The organism is Microbispora sp. NPDC046933 (assembly GCF_040644635.1).
Lineage (GTDB): Bacteria > Actinomycetota > Actinomycetes > Streptosporangiales > Streptosporangiaceae > Microbispora.
Genome location: NZ_JBEYWW010000012.1, coordinates 82,770 through 107,495 on the forward strand (window position 1 = coordinate 82,770; position 24,726 = coordinate 107,495).

A 24,726-nucleotide genomic window follows, 5' to 3' on the forward strand; every position below is an offset into this window, starting at 1 on the left:
AAGAAGGCACGGCACGACCAGGGAACGGGAGTCGACGATGTACCTCGCCGAGGTCAAGGTCTCCGGCATTCGCGGGTTCTCCGGACCCCGAAGCGTGGACCTTCGGCTCACCCGTCCCGACGGTAGTCACGCGGGCTGGACCGTCCTTGCCGGTCGGAACGGTTCCGGCAAGACCACGTTGCTCCGTGCGCTGGCACTGGCGATGGCAGGCCCATTCGTCGCCCGTAGCCTGGTGCCGGCCTTCGACGGCTGGATCTCTGATGATGAGCAGAAGGGAACGGTCGGAGCCGAAATTGCTTTCGACGAGAAATGGGACGGGTTCTCTCCTGTTAGACGGGGCGCGAGGAATCCTTTTCCGGTGCGCCTGACCTGGACCCGCCAGCGGCTTGACGAGTCCGGACAGTACGGCGCGCAGCCGGCCTTGCATGCCGGGGACAAAACCGCTGCAGCTCGGGGGCCGTGGAGAGAAAACCCGCAGGGGTGGTTCTTTGCGGGCTACGGTCCCTTCCGCCGCTTGGTTGGGGGCTCCGCCGATGCTCAGCGGCTCATGCTGGGCGCGAGTCCGGTTTCCCGTCTGGCCAGCCTATTTCACGAGGATGCTTCTCTTTCGGAGAGCGTGAGTTGGCTGATCGACCTGCATTTGAGACGGCTGGAAGGACGGCCGGGTGCCGAGCAGTTGCTCTCCTTTGTCATCGATCTCCTGAACGACGGGCTGTTGCCTGACGGCTTCCGCGTCGTGCGAGTGGACAGTGAGGGTCTGTGGGCCGAGCGGAACGGCCGCTTGATCGCGCTCAGGGAGATGAGCGACGGCTACCGGACCGTCACCGCATTGGTTCTCGACCTGCTACGGCACATGAGAGATATGTACGGGGGTGCTATCACGGAGGTCTTCCTTGGAGCAGGGCGGTCGGAGACGGGAAATCCGGTTATTCGTATGCCGGGTGTCGTGCTGATCGATGAGATCGACGTTCACCTGCATGTGAGCTGGCAGAAGAGGATCGGCGAATGGCTGAAGGCCCACTTCCCTGCCATTCAGTTCATCGTCACCTCGCACAGCCCGTACATCTGCCAGAGCGCCGATTCCGGCGGGCTGATCCGGCTTGCGGGAGTGGACGAAGACGTCCCTCCACGCGTCGTGGAGGAGGACCTGTATGAGCGCATCGTGTACGGCAGCGGCGATGACGCGCTGCTTACGAACCTCTTTGGCATCGACTCGCCCTACTCGGAGCGTGCCGAAGAACTGCGGCGCCGGCTGACCGTGCTCGAACGAGCTGTCCTACGCGGTAGAGCGACACCTGAGGAACTGAAGGAATACGACCGTCTACGCGAAAGGCTGAGCAGCACATTGACCGCGCGAGTGGACGAGGTGGCCGCGAGGATCGCCGACACGCCATGATCCGCCTGCATCGTCTGGCGCTCCCCCCTGAGCTGGCCGAGCAACTCCGCGGTCGCACCAAGAGATTACGAGAGAAACAGGCAGGTGGCTCGGCGGCGCGAGCTGACTGGAAGTCAGCCAAGAACATCCGAGTGCAGTTGACGATCCGTCTCACCGAGATGGCCACCGGCATCAGGCGGTGCATGTACTGCGGCGACGGACTCGGAACGGACATCGACCATTTCGAGCCGCTCACCGAGGCGCCTTTACGCGCCTTCGACTGGCCCAACCACCTTCTGGCCTGCTCCCACTGCAACAGTCACCAGAAGCGCGAACTGTTTCCGCGGGACGAGGACGGCGCACCGCTGCTCGTGGACCCCTCCGCCGAGGACCCGTACGAGCATCTAGAACTCGTGCTCAGCACCGGCGTCTACGAGGCGTTGACGCAGAGGGGAGACGCCACGATCGAGGTCTTCGGCCTCAACCGAGCCGATCTCGTGCGGGGCCGCGCATCCGCCTTCGTTCGAACGGTCTCAATGCTTCGGGATCGCTCAAGGCTTCTGCACGCGAGGGACGGCGAAGAGGCGGCTGAGATCGTCGCGTCCCTGCGTGACCAGCCGTTCGCCGACGTGCTCTACGCCATGCTCCGATACAGGACCCTTCCCGGAGCGCATCTTGTTCTGCGCGGCAGGGAAGTCGTCGACGCCCTCGAGGATCCGGCACTTCACTTCTGGCCCCTCGCCAGCGAGTTCGAGCCGAGCCGCTGAACCTGAAGCCTCACGGTGGTGTAAGCCCGCCTTCGATGGCTGGATCTCGGACTGAGGGGCAGCCACGCGTCGGTACCGTTCAAGGCGTGGAGCGTCGGATGCGCTGGATCAACCGCCAGACGTCGGTGCTGGGGTTCGACCTGGACGGTGAGCCGTCGCCGTCATGCTTGCGGTCAAGGGCCTGGGCCCGGCTCATCGCTATCTCGTGGCGCTCGATCAGTTGCTCCAGAGCCCTCGTCGTGAGCACCTTGTCGCAGCCCAGGAGCGCTTTCGCCGAGTCCTGCGCCTCGTAGCGGTCCAGGCTTGCCCGTTGATCCTTGAAGTGCAGTACGAACCATAATTCGATGCACGGGTTCGACACGGCGATGTTGATCGAGCTCAAGGACGCCAGTTCGATGGCCCGGGGAAGGGAATGATGCTCGTCGACGTCAAACACGCACCAGTACTCATCGAAGGCTCTGCCACGCCCGCGCTTCTGCTCGCGAAGGTCGGATTCCCTGCGGTCACGCGCCGCCTCTACAAGCTGCAACGGACCGCCGTGAAAGTCTCCGATCGCGACGATCACCTGATCGCGATGCTTCCGGTGCCATTGCTGAATATAGAGGGGCTCCGTCTTCCGCCCCTCGGTGAATACCAGGATTTCACGGCGTTGAGCGGTTTGTGGCTGCCGGCTGCCCCGGGGCCCGTGCGATGCTCGCCTCATCCGCGCCTACCGGCAATCGCGGACTGGACGGCCTCGGAGAACTCCTGGTGGCTCACGATCGGGGTAGCCCCGTAGCGTCCGGCTAGGTAGCGCCGGCCGATCGCCTCCTCCTTCCTCGGCCCGAGATCCGACAGCGGATACAGGCGAGTGCTGCCGTCGGCGAGTTTCTCGGTGAACCAGATTTGGTCTCGCCCAAGCACGCGATCATCCGACGCGCCACCCAGGAGCGTGGCGTCGTGCGAGCTGAAGATCAGTTGTCCGCCGAGCGGATTGGACTCGGGGTCCTGGAAGAGACCGATCAACCGCGTGACGAGTGCCGGGTGCAGGCTCGCGTCAAGTTCATCCGCGAGCAGGACGGCTCCTTTCTCCAGAGCAGAGACGGTGGGTCCGATCAGGCCCAGCCAGACAAGGGTGCCGAGTGACTCCTCCTGCACGTCGAAATCGACATCCTCGTCCGAGCCGGAATGGCTGAGCACCAAGCCCATTTCCGTCAGATCGATCTCAACGGCCCCGTCGGCGTCCTCCTCTCGTCCCGCGAGGATCTTGACAGCGCGGCGGACGCGATCCACGACCTGGGGATCGAGCGGCCGGATTCGGGCGTCCGCGATGCCGAGATCAGCGGCCTTGATCAATGCGAGAACCTGCTCGCGGCTGTCGTCATGCCGAAGGAGGTGAGTGGTGTAGGCCCACCGCATCTGCCGGCTGGACGCTTCGGCGAGGAGGAGGTTCCTCTCGAACCACTGGAAAAGAGGAAGCAGGTCAGGGTGTCCTCCCGCTGCCGCCGCCGAGAGAAACAGCGAGTTGGGTCGAGTGATCTTTTCGACAGCCCGGCCGATGGCGCGGTTGCTTGATCCCAGCTCTATAGGCTTGCCTGCCTCACGTTGAAACATGAGCGCGGCACGGCCGCGTGGGTAACGGTAGGCCCACTCCCGCGCAACTTGATCGTCATCGAAGAGCACCCCGTACTCGTGCCGGACGCCGGACAGGACGAGGTCGATTTCGAAACGTGTCGGCCTGTTCTTGGCCGCGGTGTCGAGCCGGAACGGATGCCGTGGCATGCCGCCAGAAGGATCACCGGAGCGAAACGACAGCAGGACGTGGTCGCGAAGCTCGCCCATGGCCTTGAGCACGTTCGTTTTCCCGGACGCATTGGCACCGTACAGGCCTGCGACGGGAAGCACTCGGACAGGGTGACCCCCTTGCCGCCACGGCACCTCGCGTGGCACCCCCGGCTCCGCGAGAGCGGTGGCCTCCATGGAGAGCTCCATCTCGTCGCGGAACGAGCGGACGTTCTCCGCACGGAAGGCCAGCAGCATGGAGACGGGACCAGCCCCTGTGTCCCTCATGAGGCCGATTATTGCGGGTAACCTGCAATTTTTCAATCGAGAGGCAGGGCGGCGATGGTCAGGATGATGATGACGGCGACGGCGTGCCGGCCCGTGCCGTCACCCGGCCCGGCGCCCGTCCCGCCCTGGCCGCGCGGGTGCTTGCGGGGGTCGTACTCGCAGCGCCGAAGTGATTCGCCTTGCCCAAATTTGACTGTTTCGGTCATCTTCCGGTTGATGATCCGCGAGGATGACCGCCAGGACGCCGCCCGGACGGAGGGCGGCGGTTGGGAAAGGACAACGTATGCGCAGGTCCGCGAGTACGGTCGTCGTCGCAGCGGCGCTGGCCGTCGGAGGGCTCGTCGCCAACCCGGCATACGCGATCTCCGCCGGCTACACCCCCGAGGGGGTGTGCGGCTCCGGCTTCGGCCGGGTCAGTGACAGCACCCGTGCGGTGAAGACCCATTCCGGGCGCGTGTTCGGGTACGTCTACCTGCTCTACAACCGCAAGACCGGCTACAACTGCGTCACCACCATCAAGACGGCCTACGTTGGCACGGCCACCCGGACGTCCGCCACCCTGGAGACGCAGACCAGGCGCCACCGCGACGAACCGGTGCGTACGGCGCGCAAGAGCGACAGCAGGAAGTACAAGTACTACGCCGGGCCGGTGAAGCTCTACGCCAAGGGTCTGTGCGTGAAGTATTCCGGCACGATCGCCGACACGCGGATCGACGGGGAGATCGCGAGTGGCGGCCGGAGTTCCTGGGGCAACTGCGGCTGAGCCGGACGGCCGCCTCCGCCCAAGGCGGAGGTGGCCCACAGCGAACGTACGTCCTTCGCCGCCCGGGGCCTCTTCTCGCACCCTCGGGCGTCCGGTCACCGGGTGGTGGGGGCGTCGTGCAGGGCGATGGTCAGGTCCAGGTGCAGCTCCCGCGCCGCGCGGCCAGGGCAAGCCTGGCGCCGAAACGCCCGCGCGCTCGCCGGGCCCATGCGGGGATGTCTCTCACGACGGGTTCGAGTAGCTCCGCCGCTCTCCGGGAGCGGCCGAGGTCGTGATAGCACCAGCCGCTGACGGCGGCTCCGAGGTCGCGGACCGTTGAGGAACCGATGACCAGGTCGTCAGGTTTCCCGGTGTTCGAGCCCGCCTCGGGGAGGAGCCCGTCGGCCCGGTCGAGGGCCCGCTCGCAAGGTGACGTACCAGGAGTTCATCGAGCGCAACGAGAAGCTCAAGGAGGCCGAGGACTCCGGCAGGGGGTCGATCCTGAAATCGACTATCTCAAGGCGGTTGTCGTCCTGCCGGGCTCCTCGCCGGCCGTCGACTACCACGGCTACTTCCCCGCCGACCGGGGGGAACTCGACCGCGGCGCGGTCCGCTGTCCCGGGTGCGGCTCCGAACTGCGCCTCGTCAACCGCCGAGGCGTACGCACGATCTGGGTGCCGATCATGACCACCGAGGCCGACCAGGACCGCCCGATCATCCAGGAGCACAAGGTCTGGGAGGTGGAGACCTCCTGACCGGCGGCCACCCGGGCACGGGGCCGTTAGCATCGGGTGCGGCATGACCCGGATGCGAGGAGACGCACGTCCATCATGGGCGCCAATCACAGCCATGGCACGACCGCCCCGCCCGTTTCCCGCCGGACCGTGGTGGCGACGCTGGCCGTCATCGTTCCCGTCGCCCTGGTGACGGTGGCCGCCCTGATGTGGCTGTGGCCGGGCGACGGCCGGCCATCCGGTTCGTCCTCGTCGTCGCTGCGGCAGGTCAACGGGACGATCATCGACATCGTCCCCAGGCCGTGCCCCGCCGCACCGGACGAGCAGGCGGCCGGACCGGCCGCGGCGCCGGGCTCCGATGCCTGCGGGAACGTCCGGGTCACGATCACGAGTGGGTCCGAGGAGGGCCGGACCGTCACCACCGATCTGCCCACCGGTCCCGGTGCGCAGCGGTTCGCGGTGGGGGAGGACGTCGTGCTGGTCCATGTGCCGGACGGCGCGCTCGACGCACCCGAATATCTGCTGTCGGACCACGACCGGTCGGCTCCGCTGTGGCTGTTCGTCGCCGCGTTCGCCCTCGCGGTGGTCGCCTTCGGGCGCTGGCGCGGGCTGACCGCGCTGGTCGGGCTGGCCGTGACCTTCGTCCTCCTGCTGACCTTCGTCGTCCCCGCGATCCTCGCCGGTGAGCCGCCGACCCTGGTGGCGATCGTGGGCTCCGCCGCGATCATGCTGGCGGTCCTCTACCTCACCCACGGCTTCACGATCGCGACCTCGATGGCGGTGCTGGGCACGCTGGTCAGCCTCACCCTCACCGGCCTGCTGTCCGCGTTCGCCATCGACGTCGCGCACCTCGCGGGGGTCACCGACGACAGCTCGTTCCTGCTCGACAGCAACTACCGGATCAACGGGCAGGGCCTGCTGCTCGCGGGGATCATCATCGGCGCGCTCGGCGTCCTCGACGACGTCACCGTGACCCAGGCGGCCACCGTGGGGGAACTGGCCGTGGCGAACCCCGGCTACACCTTCGGGCGCCTCTACCGCGCCGCCGCCCGCGTCGGCCGGGCCCACATCGCCTCCGTGATCAACACGATCGTCCTCGCGTACGCCGGGGCCGCGCTGCCGTTGCTGCTGCTGTTCAGCGTCGGCGACCAGCCGCTCGGAGACGTGCTGCGCAACCCCGTCGTCGCCCAGGAGATCATCCGCAGCATCGTCGGCACGCTGGGACTCATCGCCGCCGTCCCCGTGACCACCGCGCTGGCCGCCCTGGCGGCGCCCCGGCGGCGCTCGGGGGAGGAGCCGAAGGGCCACTGGACGGCTCGTCCCGCGGCGGAAAATCATTGGCCGGCCGAGCGGCACGTCCGATAGAACAAGCGCAGACCTACGACGACGAGAGGAGGGACGAGCCGATGTGTGCCAAGAATGTCGTGCCGGTTCCTTCCCGGGGTACGGCCGGACGCTGACCCCTGGGCGTGAGCGGGCACGCCTCACCTGAGGAAGTGCAGTGAACCCCAACGACATGATCATGCGCCCCATCGTGGGGCGCGAGGAGCTCGACCTTTTCCGCCGCCTGCCCTACGTACTGAACGACGAGCTGAACGACGACCTCGCCTCCGGCCGCCGGCGACCGGAGTGGATGTGGATGGCGCTGCGCGGCGACCACCTCGTCGCCAGGCTGGCCTGGTGGGCCCCGCGCGCGGGCGAGGCGCCGGCGCTGCTGGACATCCTCGACCTCGACGACACCTTGCCCGGACCGGCGAGCATCGACGCCGGGGTCCGGTTGTTCGAAACCGCGAGTGCCGCGGTGCTGCCGGTCGGGGTGCGCCCGCCGGAATACAACGGATTCGTCCCGCCGCAGTGGCGTGACGACGCGGAGGTAAGGCGCGCCGTCGAGGCCCGCATGGCCGTGCTGGAGCGGGCCGGAGCCCGGCCGCTCGTCGAACGGCTGCGGCTGGAGTGGCGTCCAGGCACCCCCATCGCGCCGCCGAGCGGGCGGCTGACCTTCCGGCCCGTGACCGGCAGGGAAGAACTGCTCGCCCTGATGACCCTCGTCCTCGACGGGACGCTCGACGCCCACAGCCGCGCCGACCTCACCCGCATGCCCGCCGAGCGGGCCGCGGCCCAGCACTACGACGACGAGCTCGCCCACTACCGAAGCCCGCGGGAATGGTGGCGGATCGGCACATCACCCGAGGGCGAACCGGTGGGATTCGTCGTCCCGGCACGCAACGACTACAACCCGATGATCGCCTACATCGGCGTCGTGCCCGCCCACCGCGGCAACGGCTACATCGACGACCTGCTGGCCGAGGGGACGCGGATCCTCGCGGGGCAGGGCGTCCCGCGGGTCCGCGCCGCCACGGACGTCGGGAACGTCCCGATGGCCCAGGCGTTCCTCCGCGCCGGATACGAGGTCATCGGGCAGCGCATCGACATGACCTGGAGTGAGGGCGGGCCGCAGTAGGGCGGCGCTGCCGCGACAGCGGCGGCGGAGGACACGCGGAAAATGGTTTGCGGGTCCTCCCGTCGTGCTCGCTAGGGTGACGCCCATGTGCTGCTTCGCATGCTTCACGAGGATCCGCCGCTCGTAGCGGCGGGTCCTTCCTCTCGTACGGCTCCGCCGCCATCGGTGTCCTCGCCGGTGCGGCGCTTCGCGCTGCCCGGCTCCGATCGCGCACTCGCGGAGCACTTCCATGGTTCATCAGACCGGACGGCACGAGCTCGGCCAGAACTTCCTCGTCGACGGTACGGTCATCACTCGCATCGGGGAGCTGGTCGCCGGGACGACCGGCCCGATCGTCGAGGTGGGCGCGGGGGACGGCGCGTTGACGCTTCCCCTGAGCCGGTACGGCAGGCCGCTGACAGCGGTCGAGGTCGATCCCGGGCGGGCGCGCCGCCTGGCCCGGCGCGTCCCGGCGAACGTCACCGTCGTCAACGCCGACATCCTGCGGTTCCGGTTTCCCCGGCATCCTCACGTGGTCGTCGGAAACCTGCCGTTTCACCTGACGACCTCGATCATGCGGCGGCTCCTCGCGACGGCGCACTGGGAGGCGGCCGTGCTGCTGGTGCAGTGGGAGGTCGCCCGGCGGCGGGCCGGCGTCGGCGGCGCCAGCATGCTGACCGCCGCCTGGTGGCCGTGGTACGCGTTCGAGGTGCACGCGCGGGTGCCCGCCCGGTCGTTCCGGCCCGCCCCCTCGGTCGACGGCGGCCTGCTCACCATGACGCGCAGGGCCGTACCCCTGGTCGCCGAGCGGGCGCCTTACCAGGACCTCGTGCGCCGGGTCTTCACGGGGCGTGGGCGCGGCCTGATGGAGATCCTCGAACGCACGGGACGCCTGGACCGCCAGACCGTACGCGCCTGGGCGCGCGAGGCGCGGGTGACGCCGCACGCGCTGCCCAAGGACCTGACCGCCGGACAGTGGGCGTCCCTCTGGCGGGAGGTGGCACGTCGTCGGCGGCCGGGCCTGTGATGATGTCCTTCTCGTTGCCGGCGTCACCGTGGACGGAAGGATTCATCGTGGACGATCTGGTCGCCCGGCTGTGGCGGAGCATCGGCGGCTCGGTGCAGTGGCGACTGCTGTGGCTCTCGCAGGCGAAGTTCATGGTCGGCGTCACGGGGATCGTTCGCGACGGGGACGGGCGGGTGCTGTTGCTCCGGCATCGGTTGTGGCCGGAAGGCCGGCAGTGGGGGCTGCCCACCGGCTGCGCCATCAAGGGGGAGACGTTCCAGGACACGGTCGTCCGGGAGGTGCGGGAAGAGACCGGTTTGCAGGTGCGTGTCGGCGAGCTCGTCCAGCTCAAGAGCGGCTACCGGCTGCGGGTCGAGGTGGCGTACGAGGCCGAGTTCGCCGGCGGCACGATGAAGATCGACCCCAGGGAGATCCTGGAGGCGCGGTGGTTCACGCCGGACGACCTGCCGGAAGGAACCCTGGAGTCCCATCGGCTCCTGATCTCCGGCAAGGCCGGTTAGGCGGGCGCCGGACAGGCCCCTTGACCGGCGACCTGTGGACCGGGGAGACGCGGCGCGGAGATTCGCCCGTTCTGCTCGACGGTTGTCCACAGAGCGGCGTTCGGGTGGGACGGACTGCGGCGGATTCGCGCAGGCTGTGGCCCTGCGGCAGTGCGAGGAGCGGTGGGGGTGGTGCCGGCTGCTCCTGCGGCACTTCCCGCGGCCGCTTCGGCGGTTGTACGTGCAGCACGTCGCGGAGGAGGAGCCATGCGAATCACCTATCCCGTGCCCGCCCAGACCTCGTCGGTCTTCGTCGTCGTCACGGACCGTACGCCGACCGATCTCTCGTCGGTCGTCCCGTGGCGGATGGGGCCGTCCCATCGACGCGCCGCCAGGGACGCGCTCGGCACGCCCCGGCTGACGCTGGAGGCGTTCCGGTCGACGCGGTCGCCATGGCGGCGGATGGACCTGAGCGCCGAGGACCTCAAACGGGTGAGACGGGCCCGTCATCACGTGGTGGTGACGAGCACCGCCCCCGTCGAGGAACAACCCGAGGCCGCCCAGGTCGCCCGGGCGGCCGCGCGCGGGATCGCGGAAGCCTACAACGGCGCGTTGTTCGACCCGCTCACGGGAGCGGCCGTCTACCACTGCGCCGAGTGCCCGGGCGAGCGGCGGGACTTCCGCCTCGGCGACGACTGGCTGGGCTGGAGGGTGTCGTGTGCCGACGAGGAACACGCCTGTGCCCTCGGCCTCGGCGCCGCCGCACCCGCGGGAGCCGGCGCCGATGTCGACGGGGGCTGTTCGTGCCTCGTCACGACCTCACGCGGCCTGCGGCGTTTCGGCCTGCCGGAGATCACACTGACCGGTCTCGGCTGCGCGCACAGCCTGTGCGCGGTCACGGTCCTGCGCACCGTGGCCGAGTCGCTGCTCGCGGGCCACTTCGCCTGGCTGACCACCGGCCCTCAGTGGCAGACCGAAGCACCGCCGCCCTGCCGCGGCGTCGCCCGCCGCCTCCGGGTGGCGGGGATGGACTACGCCGTGCTGTCCGGCGGAGCCGACCCGGAGAGCGGTCCCGTCCACATCCCGGCGGCCGAGTGCAAGTCTCCGCCCGGCATGCCGGAGGAGTCGAGCGAGCGGCGTGAGGTGGGATGGACGAGCCGGCTGGATCGGGAGAGCGGCCGCATGGCCGACGGCGAGCGCGGGCCCCTGCCCGGGATGCCGGACGAGGAGAGCGCACTCCTGCGCGTACGCCTCACGCCGGCCGCCGCCGCCCGTTCCTGCCTCAAGCTCCGCCTGCCGGGCGGTCACGACGGAAGTCACCACCCGCACCACACCCCCGGCCTGCTCGTCGCATGACCCTTCAGCACCGCGGGCCAGGCCCGCCGGGCTGCCGGCAGAGGACGCGGCGGGGCCGCCGCTGGCCGCTCTCACCGTGTGGCAGGCGCTGGCCGGCGTCGCCCGGGTCGAGGAGGGCGACCGGGTGCTCGTCCACCGCGCCGCCGGAGGCGTGGGTCATCTGTTTCGTGACGTCGGCCGGGCCGGTGGACGTCGTCGTCGACCTGCTGGGCGGGGAGTACGGAGAGCGCTCCGCGGCGGCTCGCCCAGACCTGAGCGGGAACGTTTGGGGGTCTATCGGACGTCTGTGAAGTGTGACCCCTTTCGGTGCCATCGATGACGAGATCCGGGACGCGCGGGACCGTGCCAGACGCCGGGACCAGCTCACCCGGCAGCGTGCCACTCTCCTGACTCAGATCGAGGAGGTCCGTGGCATGCTCACGGACCTGGAGCGGCAGCTCGCCAAGGAGGATCGCGACGTCGTCAAGCTGGAGCAGGGCGGCTTCGCCGCCTTCCTGGCGGGTCTGACCGGGGGCAAGGAGGAGCGCCTGGCGCGGGAACGGGCCGAGGCGGTGGCGGCCCGCCAGCGGGTCACCGGCCAGCGCACCCGCCTGGAGTGGCTCAACAGCGACCTGCGTAGCACCGACCAGGCCCTCGCGGAGCTCGGCAACCCGCATCACGAGCTGGAGGTGCTGCTCGCCCGCAAGGAACGGATGCTGGTCGAGTCGGACGATCCGCGCGGGCGTGAACTGGCCGACATCGCCGCCCGGCTGGCGAACGTGAGCGCCGACCTGCGTGAGCACCAGGAGGCGCAGCAGGCCGGGGTCGCCGCGGGCCAGGCGGTCGGCTATGTCCTGCGGCATCTCGGCGGCGCCCGGGGGGCCTCGACCTGGGACATGTTCAGCAGCGGCGGCGGCTTCGCCGACATGGTCGAGCACGGGCACCTGCGTCAGGCCGACGAGGCGGCCTGGCATGCGCAGGGTGCGCTCGACCGGTTCTCCCGCGAGCTGGCCGACATCGGTGTCAGCGCCGCGCCCCAGTTGCCGGAGGTGGACACCCGCTGGTTCGTCGACGTCTTCTTCGACAATATCATCACCGACGCCATCAAGCACCAGCGGATCGCCCGTACGGCGGAGGCGGTGCGCGAGATCGCCGAGTGGGTCGCGGCGATGGTCAACCAGGTGTCCGCCCGCTGTGGTGAGCTGACCCGCCAGCAGGAGTCCCTCGCCCGGCGGCGCGAGGAGGTCCTGAGCTCCTAGCCGGCTGATCGGGCGAGGCCGGCGAGCACCGCGAGGGTGCGTTCCCGCTCGCGCGCGTCACCGTACGGCACGCCGCGAACTCGGTGATGTGACGACCGAGAGTGCCAGGGACCGTCGGCGGCAGGCGGAGTCGGGCGACGTGGGCTCACCGGCCGCTGGGCCGGCGGGTGCCCCGGGCCCACCGGCCGACGCTGCTCGAACCACGTGTCGCCCGCGGAGGCGCTGCGCACCCGGCTGCGGGCCGTGGCCGAGCACCCGACCGCGATGCGGGGCCTGGTGGCCGCCCGGATGGCCGTACCGCCCGCGCCGGACGCCGACGCGGCGCTCGCGGCGTGCCACGAGCGGATCCGCGCCACCGGCGCCGCCCTGCTCGGACGCGCGCAACGGGAGGGCGCGGTGCCCGGAGACCTCGAGATCGCCGACCTCCTCACGCTGGTCAACGCGATCGCGTGGGTCAGCGAGCAGGCTCCGTGTGACGAATATCTGCTTGACCGCCTCCTCGCCCTCGTGCGCGGAATGGAGCCATCGCCCCAGGAGGAGAAGACATGACGAGCAGAGTGACGGCGGTGAGCCGCAGCGCCACCCACACCTTCAGCAAGACTCCGCTGGAGTCGATCCGGCTGCTGGCCGGCCTGGGCGTCGAGGGGGACGCCCACGCCGGGGTGACCGTGAAGCACCGGTCGCGGGTCGCCCGCGATCCCAGTCAGCCGAACCTGCGCCAGGTGCACCTGGTCCACGCGGAGCTGCACGACGAACTGCGCGAGGCGGGCTTCGCCGTACGGGCGGGGGACATGGGGGAGAACGTCACCACCAGGGGCGTGGATCTGCTCGCGTTGCCCACCGGGACCCGGCTGCACCTCGGCGAGACGGCCGTCATCGAGGTGACCGGCCTGCGCAACCCCTGCGTGCAACTCGACGGTTTCCAGCACGGGCTGATGAAGGCCGTGCTGGACCGGGACGACGAGGGCAACCTGGTACGCAAGGCCGGGGTCATGGGCATCGTCGTCGAGGGCGGCGAGGTTCGGCCCGGCGACCCGATACGGGTCGAGCCGCCGGCCGGACCCCACCAGCCTCTCCGGCCGGTATGAGCGGTGCGGACGCCTACCCGCGGTCGCCTACGTCGCCTGCCGGCGGTTGCCTACCCGCGGTTGCCTACCCGCGGTCCTGCGACGCCGCGTTGATCACCTCGTCGAGGACGTCACGCGAGTTGACCAGCTCGGTGATCATGCGGTCGATGCGGTCCCGCTCGGTGACCAGGTCGGCGACCAGCCGGGGGGTGGCGATCGCGGAGGGGCCGCCGTCGGCGTCGCGCATGCAGGGCAGCAACTGCGCGATCTTCTTGCTGTGCAGGCCCGCCGCGAACAGTTCCTGGATGCGGATGACGCGATCGACCGCCTGCTCGGGATACTCCCGCTGGCCACCGGGCGTACGCTCGGCCACCAGCAGTCCCTGCTGCTCGTAGTAGCGCAGCGACCGCTCGCTCACCCCGGTGCGCCGCGCCAGCTCGCCGATCCGCATCGCGTCACCCCCTGCGGGCTTGAACTTGACATCGATGTTAGCTTCTACCGTCGGGGCATGGAGAACACGCTCTTCGACTACAGCCCGATCACCGAGCGTCCGACGATCAACTGGCCCGGCGGCGCCAGGGTCGCCGTCTACATCGGCCTCAACATCGAGCACTTCCTGGTCGACCGCCCGTCCACCAGCATCTGGGCCGGTACGGCCGACCTCGTGCCCGACGCCCTCAACTACGGCTGGCGCGACTACGGGGCCAGGGTCGGCGTCTGGCGCGTCGCCGACATCCTGGACCGGCACCGCATCAGGGCCAGCGTCCTGCTCAACTCCGCCGTCGCCGAGCACTACCCGCAGATCATCAAGGCCGGCCTCGACCGCGACTGGGCCTGGCTCCTGCACGGCCGGACCAACTCGATCCTGCACACCGGCATGTCCCTGGAGGAGGAACGCCGCCTCCTCACGGAGATGGCCGGCACCATCGCCGAGGCCACCGGCCGGCGGCCGCGCGGCTGGATGGGCCCCGGCCTGACCGAGACCTTCAACACGCCGGCCCTGCTCGCCGAGCTGGGGTTCGGTTACGTGTTGGACTGGACCAACGACGACCAGCCGTACCCGTTGAACGTCCCCGGGATGATCAGCGTCCCTTACTCGGTCGAGCTCAACGACCTGCTCCTGTTCGACAGGGGCGTCACGGGGCCGGAGTTCGTCCAGATCGCCAGGGACCAGTACGAGCAGTTGCACGCCGACGCCGCACACAGCGGCAGGGTCATGGCGCTGGCCCTGCACCCCTTCGTCATCGGCCAGGCGTTCCGGGCCAGGTATCTCGATCAGGCGCTGGCCTTCCTCACCGCGCAGCCCGACGTCTGGCTCACCACCAGCGACGAGATCGCGGCGCACTACCTGCGCACGATCAACCAGAGCACGATCAACCAGAGCACGGGCGGCCGGTCCGCGTAAGGGGCCGGCAAGGACGCGCCGGTCCGGCCGGTGGCCGGCCGGGCGCCCTCTCGTGGCCCGGCCTCAGTGGATGTGGCCCGGCTCGTCGTGGTCGTGGTCGTGGTCTTCCTCGTCCTCCAGGACGCCCTCCGACGGCTCCACGCCGAGCATCGCCTCGCGCGGCTCGATCTCGGCCACGTGCTCGACCAGGCCGAGCACATGGTCGGGCTCGATCAGCCACTGCAGGGCCGCCGCGCCCGTCTCGTCGGAGTTGACCAGCTCGATCTGCTCCTGCCGCTCGGCGTCGTCCAGCTCGGCCTGGGGGTCGCGGATCTCGGCGAGCGCCGCCGCCTGCAGCGCGTCGACATCGAGGACCTCGACCACCAGGTCGACGGTGAGCCGCAGGTAGCGACCGGTGTCCGTTCCATCGCTCATGGTGGTGATCCTATCGGCAAGCCGTCACGGCAGTTTCCACTCGACCGGCGCCCCGCCCTGCTGCTCCAGCAGGGCGTTGGCCCGGCTGAACGGACGGGAGCCGAAGAACCCGCTGCGCGCCGACAGCGGGCTGGGGTGGGCCGACTCGATGCACGGCACGTCCCCCAGCATGGGCCGCAGGTTGCGGGCGTCGCGGCCCCACAGGATCGCCACGAGCGGCCCGCCCCGATCGACCAGCGCCTTGATGGCCTGCTCGGTCACCTCTTCCCAGCCCTTGCCCCGGTGGGAGGCGGGCTTGCCCGGCATCACCGTCAGCACCCTGTTGAGCAGGAGCACGCCCTGCTCGGTCCACGGGGTGAGGTCGCCGTTCGAGGGCGGCGTGGGGTGGCCGAGGTCGGCCATGTACTCCTTGAAGATGTTGACCAGGCTCCCCGGCAGCGGCCGTACGTCCGGGGCCACGGAGAAGCTCAGGCCGACCGGGTGGCCGGGGGTGGGGTAGGGGTCCTGGCCGACGATCAGCACCCGGACCTCGCTCAGCGGCTGCTGGAACGCGCGCAGCACGTTGTTCCCCGCCGGGAGGTACTGGCGGCCTTCCGCGATCTCTTGCCTGAGGAAGTCGCCCATGGCGGCGATGCGCTCGGCCACGGGTGCGAGGGCCTCGGCCCATCCGGCTTCCACGAGTTCGTGCAACGGACGTCCTGACATGTCCGCGCACTCTATCGGCTTTTCCGCCCCCGTACGGCCCGGCGGCGGAAAGATCGGATGCCCGCTTACCCCCGTGAAGCGGGCATCCGACGCCCTTCCGGCACGGCTCGCCACACACGGGACATTTCCCGTGTCGACCGCGGTGATGCCGGAGGCCCCGGACGACTCGGGGCCTCCGGCCGGTCACTTGACCGAGCCCGCGAGCATGCCCTGCACGAAATACCGCTGGAAGGCGAAGAACAGCACCAGCGGGATGATGAGCGACAGGAACGCGCCCGGCGCGAGGATGTCCACGTTCGTGCCGAACTGCCGCATCTGGGATTGCAGTGCCTTCGTCATCGGCTGGTTGTCGGTGTCGGCGAACACCAGCGCGACGAGCAGGTCGTTCCACACCCACAGGAACTGGAAGATGCCGAGCGACGCGATCGCGGGCTTGGCCAGCGGGAACACGACCGTGGCGAAGATCCGCCACTCCGGCGCGCCGTCCATCCGCGCCGCCTCCAGCAGCTCGCGCGGGATGCCCGCGAAGAAGTTGCGCAGCAGGAAGATGGCGAACGGCAGGCCGAACGCCACGTGGAACAGCACGACCCCGAGGATCGAGCCGAAGATCCCGAGGAATCCGTACAGCTTGGCGATGGGGATCAGCGCGATCTGCACCGGGACGACCAGCAGGGCGATGACCACGAGGAACACCATGTCCCTGCCGGGGAACTCGATCCAGGCGAACGCGTACGCCGCCATGGCCGCGATGCCGATCACCAGCAGCGTCGCGGGCACCGTGATGAGGACGGTGTTCCAGAACGACGAGCTGAAGCCCGACGCGAGCAGGTTCGAGTAGTTGTCGAACGTGAGCTGCGCGGGTTTGGTGAACAGCGTCCACCAGCCGGAGGAGTTGTTGTCGGTCTCGCCGCGCAGCGAGACGACGAGCAGCCCGAGAGTCGGGATCAGCCAGAACAGTGCGACCAGGATCATGAAGACCTGGACCAGGCCGCCGCCGAGGCGGTCGACCACCCGCGCGAACAGGCCGCGCTCGATCGCCGGCGCGTGCCGGGGTTCGGCCAGGGTCGTCATCCCTCGTCCCTCCTGAACCGGCGGATGTTGAAGATCATGAACGGCACCACCAGCACGAGCAGGAAGATCGACAGCGCGCTGCCCAGGCCCTGGTTGCCGCCGCCGCCGAACGACACGCGCCACATCTCCAGCGCGATCACGTTGGCCTGCGGCTGCACCGAGCCGGGGGCGATGATGAACACCAGGTCGAAGACCTTCAGCACGTTGATGATCATGGTGACGAAGACGACGAGCAGCACCGGCGACAGCAGGGGCACGGTGATCCGGCGGAACACCTGCCACTCCGTCGCGCCGTCGATCCGCGCGGCCTCGAGGGCGTCGCGGGGGATCGCCGACAACCCGGCCGCGATCAGCACCATCGCGAACCCGGCCCACACCCAGACGTACGCGCCGATGATCGCGGGGGTGATCAGCGACGGCCCCAGCCAGGTGAGCCCGTTGAAGGCCGCCGAGAAGTTCGACTGCGGCAGCCGTACGACGTAGGAGCCGGCCGGCAGGCCGGAGAAGCGGAACGTGCCGTCGGCGGCCGTCTCGGTCGTCGCCTTGACCGCGCCGCCGGACACCGCCTCGACCGTGATGCCGCCGAGGCCCTTCTCCTGCGGGTCGATCTGGTTGAGCGTGCCCCCGCCGCCGCGGACCACGTCGAGCCAGACGGTGCCGCTCAGGCCGTCGCCGCCGGGGGCGGCCTTGGCGGGCGCGGCGTCCTTCACCACGTCCTGACTGAGGCCGACGAGCGGGATCAGCACCGGCGTGCCCGCCTGCACCTGCTGCCTCGTCACCACGGCGCCGCCCTGCACGACCGCGGGCGCCTGGTCGTTCTCCCGCGGCCGGGCGCCGGGGTAGCCCGCACTGGAGGAGAAGGCGTCGTGGACGGTCGTGATGATCGCGTTGGCCACGCCCTTGTCCGGGTCCTGCTCGTAGACGAGGCGGAAGATGACCCCGGCGGCGAGCAGGGAGACGGCCATCGGCATGAACAGCACCAGCTTGAAGGCCGTGGACCAGCGGATGCGCTCGGTGAGCACCGCGAAGATCAGGCCGAGCGCGGTGACGATGATCGGGGCCACCACGACCCAGATGATGTTGTTCCTGATCGTGGTGAGCGTCGAGGAGTCGGTGAAGATCGAGACGTAGTTGCCCAGTCCGACGAAGCGGTCGCCGGTGGCGTCGAAGAGGCTGCGCCAAATCGAGTAGACGACCGGATAGATCATCCACGCGGCGAGCAGCAGCACCGCCGGCAGCAAGAACATCACCGCCAGTCTCGGCGACGGGCCGAGGCGCACGGGCGCCTCCGCCGCGCCCGCCGTGGCGACCGCGCCGGGCGGGGCCGCCGTCGCGTACCCCGCCGCCGCCGGACCCGCGGGCGGCTCGTCGGAAGTGGTCGCGGAGTCCGGGGCGGCCGGGGCGGAGTCGTCCGGGGAGCCGCCGGGGGAGCTCGGGGAAGGATCTGCGGGGGGTTCGCTCGGTCCGGAGGAGGCCCCGGCGGCGGAGTCTCCGCCGCCGGTGGCCTGCGGGCCGTCCAACCGTTCGGTCACGGCCGTCCTTCCTTTACTTCTTGAAGGCCTTGGCGGCGTCCGCCTCGAGCTTCTCCTGCGCGCCCTTCACGTCGGACGGGTTGCGGAGGAAGTCCTGCAGGTCCTTCCACTCGCCCTTGCCGTCGGTGCCGCCGAAGGCGCTGGGCGCGAGGTCGGACATGTCGTACCGCACCGACTCACCGGCCGAGATGATCGTCTGGGCGAGCTGCTTGGTCAGGTCGTCGGGGTAGTTGTCGGGCGAGACGTTGCGGTTGGGGGACAGGTAGCCGGGCTGCTTGGCCCAGACCTCGCCGCCCTCCTTGGAAGCCAGGTATTCCACGAGCGCCTGCGCGCCCTTGTTGTCCTTCATCACCACCGCGACGTCGCCGCCGAGGATGACCGGAGCGGTGTCGCCCGCCTTCGGGAACGGCATGATCTTGGCCTCCTCGCCGACCTTGGCGCCCGACTGGCCCAGGGAGGCGGCGACGAAGTCGGCCTCGATGACCATCGCGGCCTTCTTCTGGGCGTACACCTGGGTGACGCAGGTCGGGAAGTCGGTCTGCAGCGCGCCGGACGAGCCGCCGAGCATGAACTCCTTCTTGCCGAAGATCTGCGCCAGCTTCTCCAGGGCGGTCTTGACCGAGGCGTCGGTCCAGGGGATCTCGTGCTTGGAGAGCTTGTCGTAGTTCTCCGGGCCCGCCGTGGAGAGGTAGACGTTCTCGAACAGGTCGGTCAGCGTCCAGCCGGAGGCGGCGCACAGCGCGAACGGCGAGACACCGGAGTCGGACAGCGTCTGGGCGTTCTTGATCAGGTCGTCCCAGGTGGACGCGGGCTGGGCGCCGGCATCGTCGAAGGCCGACTGGCGGTACCAGACGAGCGACTTGTGCGCCGCCTTGACGAGCACGCCGTACACCTGGCCCTTGGCGGAGCCGAGCTCCTTCCAGTACGGGGTGTAGTTCTGGTCGATCTGCGCCTGCACCTCGGGGGACAGCGGCTTGAGCGCGTTCTCGTCGGCGTACTGCTGCACCAGGCCCGGCTGCGGCAGGATCGCGACGTCCGGAGGGTTGCCGCCCTGGATGCGGGGGCCGAGGTAGGCGCCGGTGTCCTCACCGGTGGAGGCGTAGGTGACCTTGGCGCCGGTCTTCTCCTCGAACGCCTTGAGCACCTTCTCGAAGTTGGCCTGCTCGTCGCCGGTCCACTTCGCGGCGACCTCGACCTTCACACCCTCCAAGGGCTTGGCGGCGGCGCCGCCGCCGGCCGAGGCGCTGCCCGAGGCGGCCGGCTCGCTGCCGGAGTCGCTGCCGCACGCGGCGGCGGCGAGAGCGAGGCACGCGACCATGATGGGGGGAAGTTTGCGCATATCTATCCTCCGGGCTGGATGACCTCGCCGAGCCCCTGTTTCAGGTCGGCGACGGTCTCGTCTACGGGTTTGGCGAGAGTGAGCGCGCCGGAAACGGCGCTGGAGATCAGCAGGCTGATCTGGTTGTAGTCGGCCGTGACCGGCCTGGGCCGCGCGGAGACGATCGCCTCCTTGAGCGCGGGCAGGTACGGGAACCGCTCGATGAGCTCCGGGTCGTCGTACAACTCGGCCCACACCGGGGGGAACGAGCCCTCGGTGAGCACGAGCCGCTCGTTGTCCCGTCCGGTGAAGTAGCGGATGAAGTCGAGCGCCGACTTCTGCCGCTTGGAGAAGGCGCTGATGGCGAGGTTGTAGCCGCCGAGCGAGCTGGACCCGGGCCCGTTCAGGCCGGGCAGCCGGGTCACCGAGAACTTCCCGGCCAGCTTCGAGTGAGCGGCGGGGCCGTACGCGTGCGGCCAGTTGCGGGCGAACAGCAGCCGCCCCTCCTGGAAGGCGAGCCGGGACTCCTCCTCCTTGTACGTCAGCGCCTCGCGGGGGATCCACCCCTCCTTGACGCCGCCGACGAGGAAGTCGAGCGCGGCCCGCGCGCTGCCGAAGTCCATCGTGACCGTGCGGGCGTCCGGGCTGAGGATCGACCCGCCCGCCGACTGGACGGCCTCGGCGAAGTTGACCGTCAGCCCCTCGTACGGCAGGAACTGCCCGGCATATCCCCCGATGTGATACTTCGCGCTCAGGCGGGAGGCCTGCTCGCGCAGCTCCGCCCAGGTCCTGGGCGGCTTCAGGTGCTCCTTCTTCAGGATGTCGGACCGGTAGTAGAGCAGGCCGGCGTTGCTGGTGTACGGCGCCGCCCACAGCCTGTCGCGGTAGATGGCGGTGTCCGCGACGCCCTTGAGCAGCCTGTCCAGGGGGAACAGGCTGCGGTCGAGCGGCACGATCCAGCCGGCGTCGGCGAACTCGGCCGTCCACATCACGTCGAGCGCGAGCACGTCGTAGACGTCGTTGTGCGCCTGCAGGTTGGCCACCATCTGGGCGCGCTGCTCGTCGGCCGCCTCGGGCAGTTCGAGCAGCGACACCGGCTCGTCCGGGTGTGCCTGGTTCCACCGGTCCAGCAGCGGGCGGAGGTACGCGGTGGTGTCCCTGCCGATCGCCAGCGTGATCGGCCCGGTGCCGTCGCTGCCCACAGCGGAGTCGGCGCCGGTGTCGGCGAGCCCCGCGCAACCGGCCACCAGGAAGGTGGCCAGGACGGCTACGGCTCGGCGAACCATGTGGCCTCCGCGTGAAAAGCCGGTTACATACGTGTTAGGTAGGTGCATGCATGTTATGCATAGCGATAATGTGAGCGTCAACGGATCGGCTGGTAACGCTCCGATAACTGCTCGATACGGCTTGGGGGTGGGCGCGTGCGGCAGTCGCTGCTGGCGCTCCTTGCGAAGGAACCTGCCCACGGATACGAGCTGAAACAGGCACTCGAAACGATCTTCGGCGGTGCCTACCCGTCGCCCAACATCGGCCAGATCTACGTGACCCTGGGCCGACTGGAGAAGGACGGGTACGTCCGGTCGGTCGACGTCGAGCAGGCCAACCGGCCGAACAAGAAGGTCTACTACATCACCGCCACCGGCCGGGAGGCGCTGGAGACCTGGGTCGAGGAGCCCACCGAGGGCCCCCGGGTGCGCGACGAGTTCTTCATGAAGCTCGTGCTGGCTCCGATGACCGGGCTGTCCGACCGCATGGCCCTGGTGAACCGGCAGCGACGGCACTACCTTGCGCTCATGAGAGACCTCCGCGAGCTGGCCGAGCGCACCGACCCGGCCAACCGCGTCGCGCTGCTGCTCATCGAGGGGGCCATGCTCCACCTGCAGGCCGACCTCGACTGGCTCGAACGCTGCCAGGAGGACCTGCCATGACCGCCGACGCTCCGGTCGTCCGGGCGGTCAACCTGGTGAAGATCTACCAGACCGGCGGGCTGCCCGTGCCCGCCGTACGCGGGGTCGACCTGACCGTCGAGGCCGGGGAGTTCATCGCCATCATGGGCCCGTCCGGGTCGGGCAAGTCCACCCTCGTCCACATGCTCGGCGGCCTGGACACGCGCACCAGCGGCGAGATCTGGCTGGACGGCAGGCGGGCGGACACGCTCTCGGAGAGCGGGTGGGCGGTGCTCCGCCGGGAGAAGATCGGCTTCGTCTTCCAGTTCTTCAACCTGGTCGCCAACATGACCGTGGCCGACAACGTCGAACTTCCCGCGCTGCTGGGCGGCGTCTCACCCCGCCAGGCCAGGGAGCGGCGCGAGTATCTCCTCGGCGAGCTCGGCCTGGCCGACCGCGCCGGGGCGTCGCCCGCGCAGCTCAGCGGGGGCGAGCAGCAGCGGGTCGCGCTGGCCCGCGCGCTCGCGAACCAGCCCCGGCTGCTGCTGGCGGACGAGCCGACCGGCAACCTCGACAGCCGCAACACCCGCGACGTGCTCCGCCTGCTCGGCCAGGTGCACGGGCAGGGCCAGACGATCGTGCTGGTCACCCACGACGCCCGGGTGGCGAGCATGGCCGACCGCGTCGTCACCCTGCTGGACGGCCAGATCGTCGACGACGGTGCGATCCCGAAGTCGCGCCGGCGCCCCCTGGGAGCGGCCGGAGACGTCGTGGAGCTGCGCACTTGAGATCGTCCGGCGACGCACGGGACCGGCACGAGGGGGCCGCTTGATCACGACGAGGACCGCGGAGCTGCGGTGGATCCGCGCGGACCTGCGGGCACGCCGGGGTCAGGCCGCGCTCACGGTCCTCGCGGTGGCGGGGATCGTCACCGCCCTGATCATCGCGGCCACGCTGCTCGAGGACGGCACCAACCCCTGGCGGGGCCTGTTCGAGCGCAGCAACAGCGCGCACATCTGGATCCACAGCAAGGACGTCCCCGACGTGTCGGCGCTGCGCCGCCTGAACGGCGTGACCGACGTCGCCGGGCCGTATCGCAGCGCGCCGGCCACGCTGGTCGCCCGCGGCCGGCGGGTGCCGATCACCCTGCAGGAGACGCCGGCGGCCTTCCCCGCCGTGGCCCGCCCGCTCCTGCGCGAGGGCCGCTGGCTCGACGTGCGCACCCCGAACGGCGTGGTCGTCGAGCGGTCGTTCGCCCGCGCCCTCGGCCTGCGGCCGGGCAGCCCGTTCACCGTCACCGGACTGAACGGCGCGACCCACACGCTGACCGTCGCCGGGCTGGCGGAAAGCGGCGACCAGGGCTTCTACCCGGAGTGGACCCCGGGCCTGGCCTGGACGCTCGCGCAGACGCTGAACGTGGTCGAGCCCGCGCCCGGCCGCACCGAGACCGTGACCGGGCTGCGGCTGGCCGACCCCGCCACCACCGATCTCGTCGTCCAGAGGGCCGTCTTCACGCTGCGCAACCAGGTGCAGCGGGTGGCGACCTGGCGCGAGGTGCGGGCCTCCATGGAGCTGGACAACCGGCTGCTCGGCCTGCTGCTCGCGCTGTTCGGCGTCGCCGGTCTGGTCGCCGCCGCGCTGGCGCTCACCAACGCCGCCGGAGGCCGGGTGCTGATGCAGCTGCGCGACATCGCCACGCTCAAGTCGCTCGGGTTCACCCGGGGCCAGGTGATCCGGATGCTCGTCGCCGAGCACGGCACACTCGGGTTGCTCGGCATCGCCGTCGGCGCGGTCGTCGCCCGGCTGATCACGGCGTACGCCATGGGGGAGACGGTCGTCGTGCCGCTGTCGGCCGGCCCTCTCACCGCGATCATCGCGGGGACGTCGCTGACGGTGCTGGTCGCGGTCCTGATCCCGGCCTGGCGCGGCGGGCGCACCCCGCCGATCCCGGCGGCCCCGGCGGCGCCGCCGCGCGGGCACCTGTCGCGGCTGGCCCGGGTCGCCCTGCTCGTACGGCTGCCGCCCGCGCTCGTCCTCGGCGCCAGGGACGCCTTCACCCGCAGGACGCCCGCCGCGCTCACCGTGTGCGGCGTCGCCATCCCGATGATGATGATCACCATCGGGCTCGGCTGCTGGACGACCCTCGACGACTTCATCCGCCATCCGGAGAGCGTGGGCCAGGCGGCGGCCCTGTCCGTGCGGCCGGGCGAGCTGACCGCCGAGGAGGCGCGCCAGCGCGCGATGGCCGATCCGGACGTGGTCGCGGCCTACCCGGGCGCCGAACTCGACGCGCTCGTCCCCTGGCAGACGAGAACCGTGCGGACCAGGGCCCTCGGCCTGTCCTCCGACCCGTACCCCTTCCCCGTGGTGGAGGGCCGCATGTTCGCCGACCGGGGCGAGGCGGTCGCCGGGCAGGGCCTGCTCGACCTCCTCGGCGTACGGATCGGCGACCGGGTGCGCATGACGATCGGGGGCACCCCGCTGATCGTGCGGATCGTGGGCCGGGTGGTCGAGCCCGAGCAGGACGGCGAGGTGCTGTCGTTCGGGGTGGACAGCCTGGCGGCCAAGGACGCGCTGCCGCCGCAGTTCTACGCCCTGGTGCTGCGGCCGGGCGCCGACGCGGCCCAGGTGCGCGCCCGGCTGCAGGGGCAGGGGCTGGAGGTGGCCCAGGCCGTGAACCCGGCCGACCGGCTGTCGGTCATCCGCGTGATCATCGTCGCGCTGGTCGCCGTGCTGGCCCTGATCGGGCTGGCCAGCCTGCTGACGGCGAGCGCGCTCGGGCTGCGCGACCACGTCTTCGACCTGGCGGTGCTCAAGGCGATGGGCCTGACTCCGCGCCAGGTGACGGCCACGCTGGTCACCGCCACCGGTCTGCCCGCGGCGGTGGGGGTCGTGCTGGGGGCGGCGGCGGGCGCGTCCTGGTCCCGCTGGCTGATCGACCTGGAGGGCCGCGGCAGCGGCGTCGGCGCAGGCATCGGCCGCGCCCCGACGCCCGGCATGCTCGCCGCGACCCTCCTGATCGCGGTCGGCGCGGCGTTGCTGGTGGCGCTGATCCCCGCCAGGCGGGCGGCGCGGGCGCAGGTGCCCGTCACCGCCCGCTGAGGCGCGGCCCCTCAGACGC

The 24,726-nt window shown here is 70.2% G+C and carries 26 protein-coding genes and 1 pseudogene; 17 read left to right on the plus strand and 10 right to left on the minus strand.

Annotated elements, in window-relative coordinates:
• The first annotated feature begins 37 nt into the window (after positions 1-37).
• A complete protein-coding gene (locus ABZ857_RS17970) occupies positions 38-1,396 on the plus strand; it encodes an AAA family ATPase (RefSeq protein ID WP_357044202.1) in 1,359 nt (452 codons plus the stop codon).
• A complete protein-coding gene (locus ABZ857_RS17975; RefSeq protein ID WP_357044204.1) occupies positions 1,393-2,142 on the plus strand; it encodes an HNH endonuclease in 750 nt (249 codons plus the stop codon). Before ABZ857_RS17970 ends, ABZ857_RS17975 begins: the two co-directional genes overlap by 4 nt.
• Before the next feature lie 79 nt (positions 2,143-2,221).
• Here ABZ857_RS17975 and ABZ857_RS17980 read toward each other — a convergent pair whose 3' ends face one another.
• The 3 genes from ABZ857_RS17980 to ABZ857_RS17990 form a co-directional block, all read right to left on the minus strand.
• Positions 2,222-2,845 (minus strand): RloB family protein, encoded by a 624-nt coding sequence (locus ABZ857_RS17980; protein ID WP_357044206.1) that lies wholly within the window; start codon positions 2,843-2,845, stop codon positions 2,222-2,224.
• Complete coding sequence (locus ABZ857_RS17985) at positions 2,842-4,161, minus strand: ATP-binding protein (RefSeq protein ID WP_357044208.1); 1,320 nt, start codon at positions 4,159-4,161, stop codon at positions 2,842-2,844. The genes ABZ857_RS17980 and ABZ857_RS17985 overlap by 4 nt, the downstream gene beginning before the upstream one ends.
• A 62-nt stretch (positions 4,162-4,223) precedes the next feature.
• Entirely contained in the window at positions 4,224-4,397 is a 174-nt protein-coding gene (locus tag ABZ857_RS17990) for a hypothetical protein (protein WP_357044210.1), read from the minus strand.
• A 77-nt stretch (positions 4,398-4,474) separates the two neighbouring features.
• Here ABZ857_RS17990 and ABZ857_RS17995 point away from each other — a divergent pair, with 77 nt between their 5' ends.
• The 11 genes and pseudogenes from ABZ857_RS17995 (at position 4,475) to ABZ857_RS18045 (ending at position 13,295) form a co-directional block, all read left to right on the plus strand.
• A complete protein-coding gene (locus ABZ857_RS17995) occupies positions 4,475-4,954 on the plus strand; it encodes a hypothetical protein (protein WP_357044212.1) in 480 nt (159 codons plus the stop codon).
• A 326-nt stretch (positions 4,955-5,280) separates the two neighbouring features.
• Entirely contained in the window at positions 5,281-5,688 is a 408-nt protein-coding gene (locus ABZ857_RS18000; RefSeq protein WP_357044214.1) for a hypothetical protein, read from the plus strand.
• Between the two features lie 75 nt (positions 5,689-5,763).
• Entirely contained in the window at positions 5,764-7,032 is a 1,269-nt protein-coding gene (locus ABZ857_RS18005; protein WP_357044216.1) for a YibE/F family protein, read from the plus strand.
• A 136-nt stretch (positions 7,033-7,168) separates the two neighbouring features.
• Positions 7,169-8,128, plus strand: coding sequence for a GNAT family N-acetyltransferase (locus tag ABZ857_RS18010; RefSeq protein WP_357044218.1), 960 nt, complete (start codon positions 7,169-7,171; stop codon positions 8,126-8,128).
• A 229-nt stretch (positions 8,129-8,357) separates the two neighbouring features.
• A complete protein-coding gene (gene erm / locus ABZ857_RS18015; protein ID WP_357044220.1) occupies positions 8,358-9,134 on the plus strand; it encodes a 23S ribosomal RNA methyltransferase Erm in 777 nt (258 codons plus the stop codon).
• A 47-nt stretch (positions 9,135-9,181) separates the two neighbouring features.
• Positions 9,182-9,634: an NUDIX domain-containing protein gene (locus tag ABZ857_RS18020; protein ID WP_357044222.1), complete on the plus strand. Its 453-nt coding sequence runs from the start codon at positions 9,182-9,184 to the stop codon at positions 9,632-9,634.
• A gap of 246 nt (positions 9,635-9,880) precedes the next feature.
• Positions 9,881-10,969: a hypothetical protein gene (locus ABZ857_RS18025; RefSeq protein ID WP_357044224.1), complete on the plus strand. Its 1,089-nt coding sequence runs from the start codon at positions 9,881-9,883 to the stop codon at positions 10,967-10,969.
• Positions 10,970-11,027: 58 nt separating this feature from the next.
• Positions 11,028-11,132 (plus strand): annotated as a pseudogene (locus ABZ857_RS18030) (NADP-dependent oxidoreductase); the annotation flags it as partial.
• A 250-nt stretch (positions 11,133-11,382) separates the two neighbouring features.
• Entirely contained in the window at positions 11,383-12,207 is an 825-nt protein-coding gene (locus ABZ857_RS18035; protein WP_357044226.1) for a hypothetical protein, read from the plus strand.
• 204 nt (positions 12,208-12,411) lie between these two features.
• The gene (locus ABZ857_RS18040; RefSeq protein ID WP_357044228.1) at positions 12,412-12,756 is read left to right on the plus strand and encodes a hypothetical protein; all 345 of its coding nucleotides are present in this window, start codon (positions 12,412-12,414) and stop codon (positions 12,754-12,756) included.
• Entirely contained in the window at positions 12,753-13,295 is a 543-nt protein-coding gene (locus ABZ857_RS18045; RefSeq protein ID WP_357044230.1) for an MOSC domain-containing protein, read from the plus strand. Before ABZ857_RS18040 ends, ABZ857_RS18045 begins: the two co-directional genes overlap by 4 nt.
• 64 nt (positions 13,296-13,359) lie before the next feature.
• Here ABZ857_RS18045 and ABZ857_RS18050 read toward each other — a convergent pair whose 3' ends face one another.
• Positions 13,360-13,725 (minus strand): MerR family transcriptional regulator, encoded by a 366-nt coding sequence (locus ABZ857_RS18050; protein WP_357044232.1) that lies wholly within the window; start codon positions 13,723-13,725, stop codon positions 13,360-13,362.
• 57 nt (positions 13,726-13,782) lie between these two features.
• Between ABZ857_RS18050 and ABZ857_RS18055 the strand changes: the two genes are divergently transcribed.
• Positions 13,783-14,679, plus strand: a complete 897-nt coding sequence (locus ABZ857_RS18055) for a polysaccharide deacetylase family protein (RefSeq protein WP_357044234.1) — start codon at positions 13,783-13,785, stop codon at positions 14,677-14,679.
• 63 nt (positions 14,680-14,742) lie between these two features.
• On the opposite strand, the gene ABZ857_RS18060 is transcribed toward ABZ857_RS18055, so the two are convergent.
• The 6 genes from ABZ857_RS18060 to ABZ857_RS18085 all read right to left on the minus strand — a co-directional run bounded on the left by ABZ857_RS18060 (position 14,743) and on the right by ABZ857_RS18085 (position 21,005).
• On the minus strand, positions 14,743-15,093 hold the full coding sequence (locus ABZ857_RS18060) for a hypothetical protein (protein ID WP_357044236.1): 351 nt from the start codon (positions 15,091-15,093) through the stop codon (positions 14,743-14,745).
• 24 nt (positions 15,094-15,117) lie between these two features.
• Positions 15,118-15,798: a uracil-DNA glycosylase gene (locus ABZ857_RS18065; RefSeq protein ID WP_357044238.1), complete on the minus strand. Its 681-nt coding sequence runs from the start codon at positions 15,796-15,798 to the stop codon at positions 15,118-15,120.
• 183 nt (positions 15,799-15,981) lie between these two features.
• Positions 15,982-16,869, minus strand: coding sequence for a carbohydrate ABC transporter permease (locus ABZ857_RS18070; RefSeq protein ID WP_357044240.1), 888 nt, complete (start codon positions 16,867-16,869; stop codon positions 15,982-15,984).
• Positions 16,866-18,116: an ABC transporter permease subunit gene (locus ABZ857_RS18075; protein ID WP_357044481.1), complete on the minus strand. Its 1,251-nt coding sequence runs from the start codon at positions 18,114-18,116 to the stop codon at positions 16,866-16,868. The genes ABZ857_RS18070 and ABZ857_RS18075 overlap by 4 nt, the downstream gene beginning before the upstream one ends.
• A gap of 298 nt (positions 18,117-18,414) precedes the next feature.
• Entirely contained in the window at positions 18,415-19,740 is a 1,326-nt protein-coding gene (locus tag ABZ857_RS18080; RefSeq protein ID WP_357044242.1) for an ABC transporter substrate-binding protein, read from the minus strand.
• A gap of 2 nt (positions 19,741-19,742) precedes the next feature.
• Positions 19,743-21,005: an ABC transporter substrate-binding protein gene (locus ABZ857_RS18085; protein ID WP_357044244.1), complete on the minus strand. Its 1,263-nt coding sequence runs from the start codon at positions 21,003-21,005 to the stop codon at positions 19,743-19,745.
• A gap of 135 nt (positions 21,006-21,140) precedes the next feature.
• Here ABZ857_RS18085 and ABZ857_RS18090 point away from each other — a divergent pair, with 135 nt between their 5' ends.
• From ABZ857_RS18090 to ABZ857_RS18100, 3 genes are read left to right on the plus strand one after another with little or no spacing between them, the layout of a single operon-like run.
• Positions 21,141-21,647, plus strand: a complete 507-nt coding sequence (locus ABZ857_RS18090) for a PadR family transcriptional regulator (protein WP_357044246.1) — start codon at positions 21,141-21,143, stop codon at positions 21,645-21,647.
• Positions 21,644-22,393, plus strand: coding sequence for an ABC transporter ATP-binding protein (locus tag ABZ857_RS18095; protein WP_357044248.1), 750 nt, complete (start codon positions 21,644-21,646; stop codon positions 22,391-22,393). Before ABZ857_RS18090 ends, ABZ857_RS18095 begins: the two co-directional genes overlap by 4 nt.
• 40 nt (positions 22,394-22,433) lie before the next feature.
• Positions 22,434-24,707 (plus strand): FtsX-like permease family protein, encoded by a 2,274-nt coding sequence (locus ABZ857_RS18100; RefSeq protein ID WP_357044250.1) that lies wholly within the window; start codon positions 22,434-22,436, stop codon positions 24,705-24,707.
• The last annotated feature ends 19 nt before the right edge of the window (positions 24,708-24,726 follow it).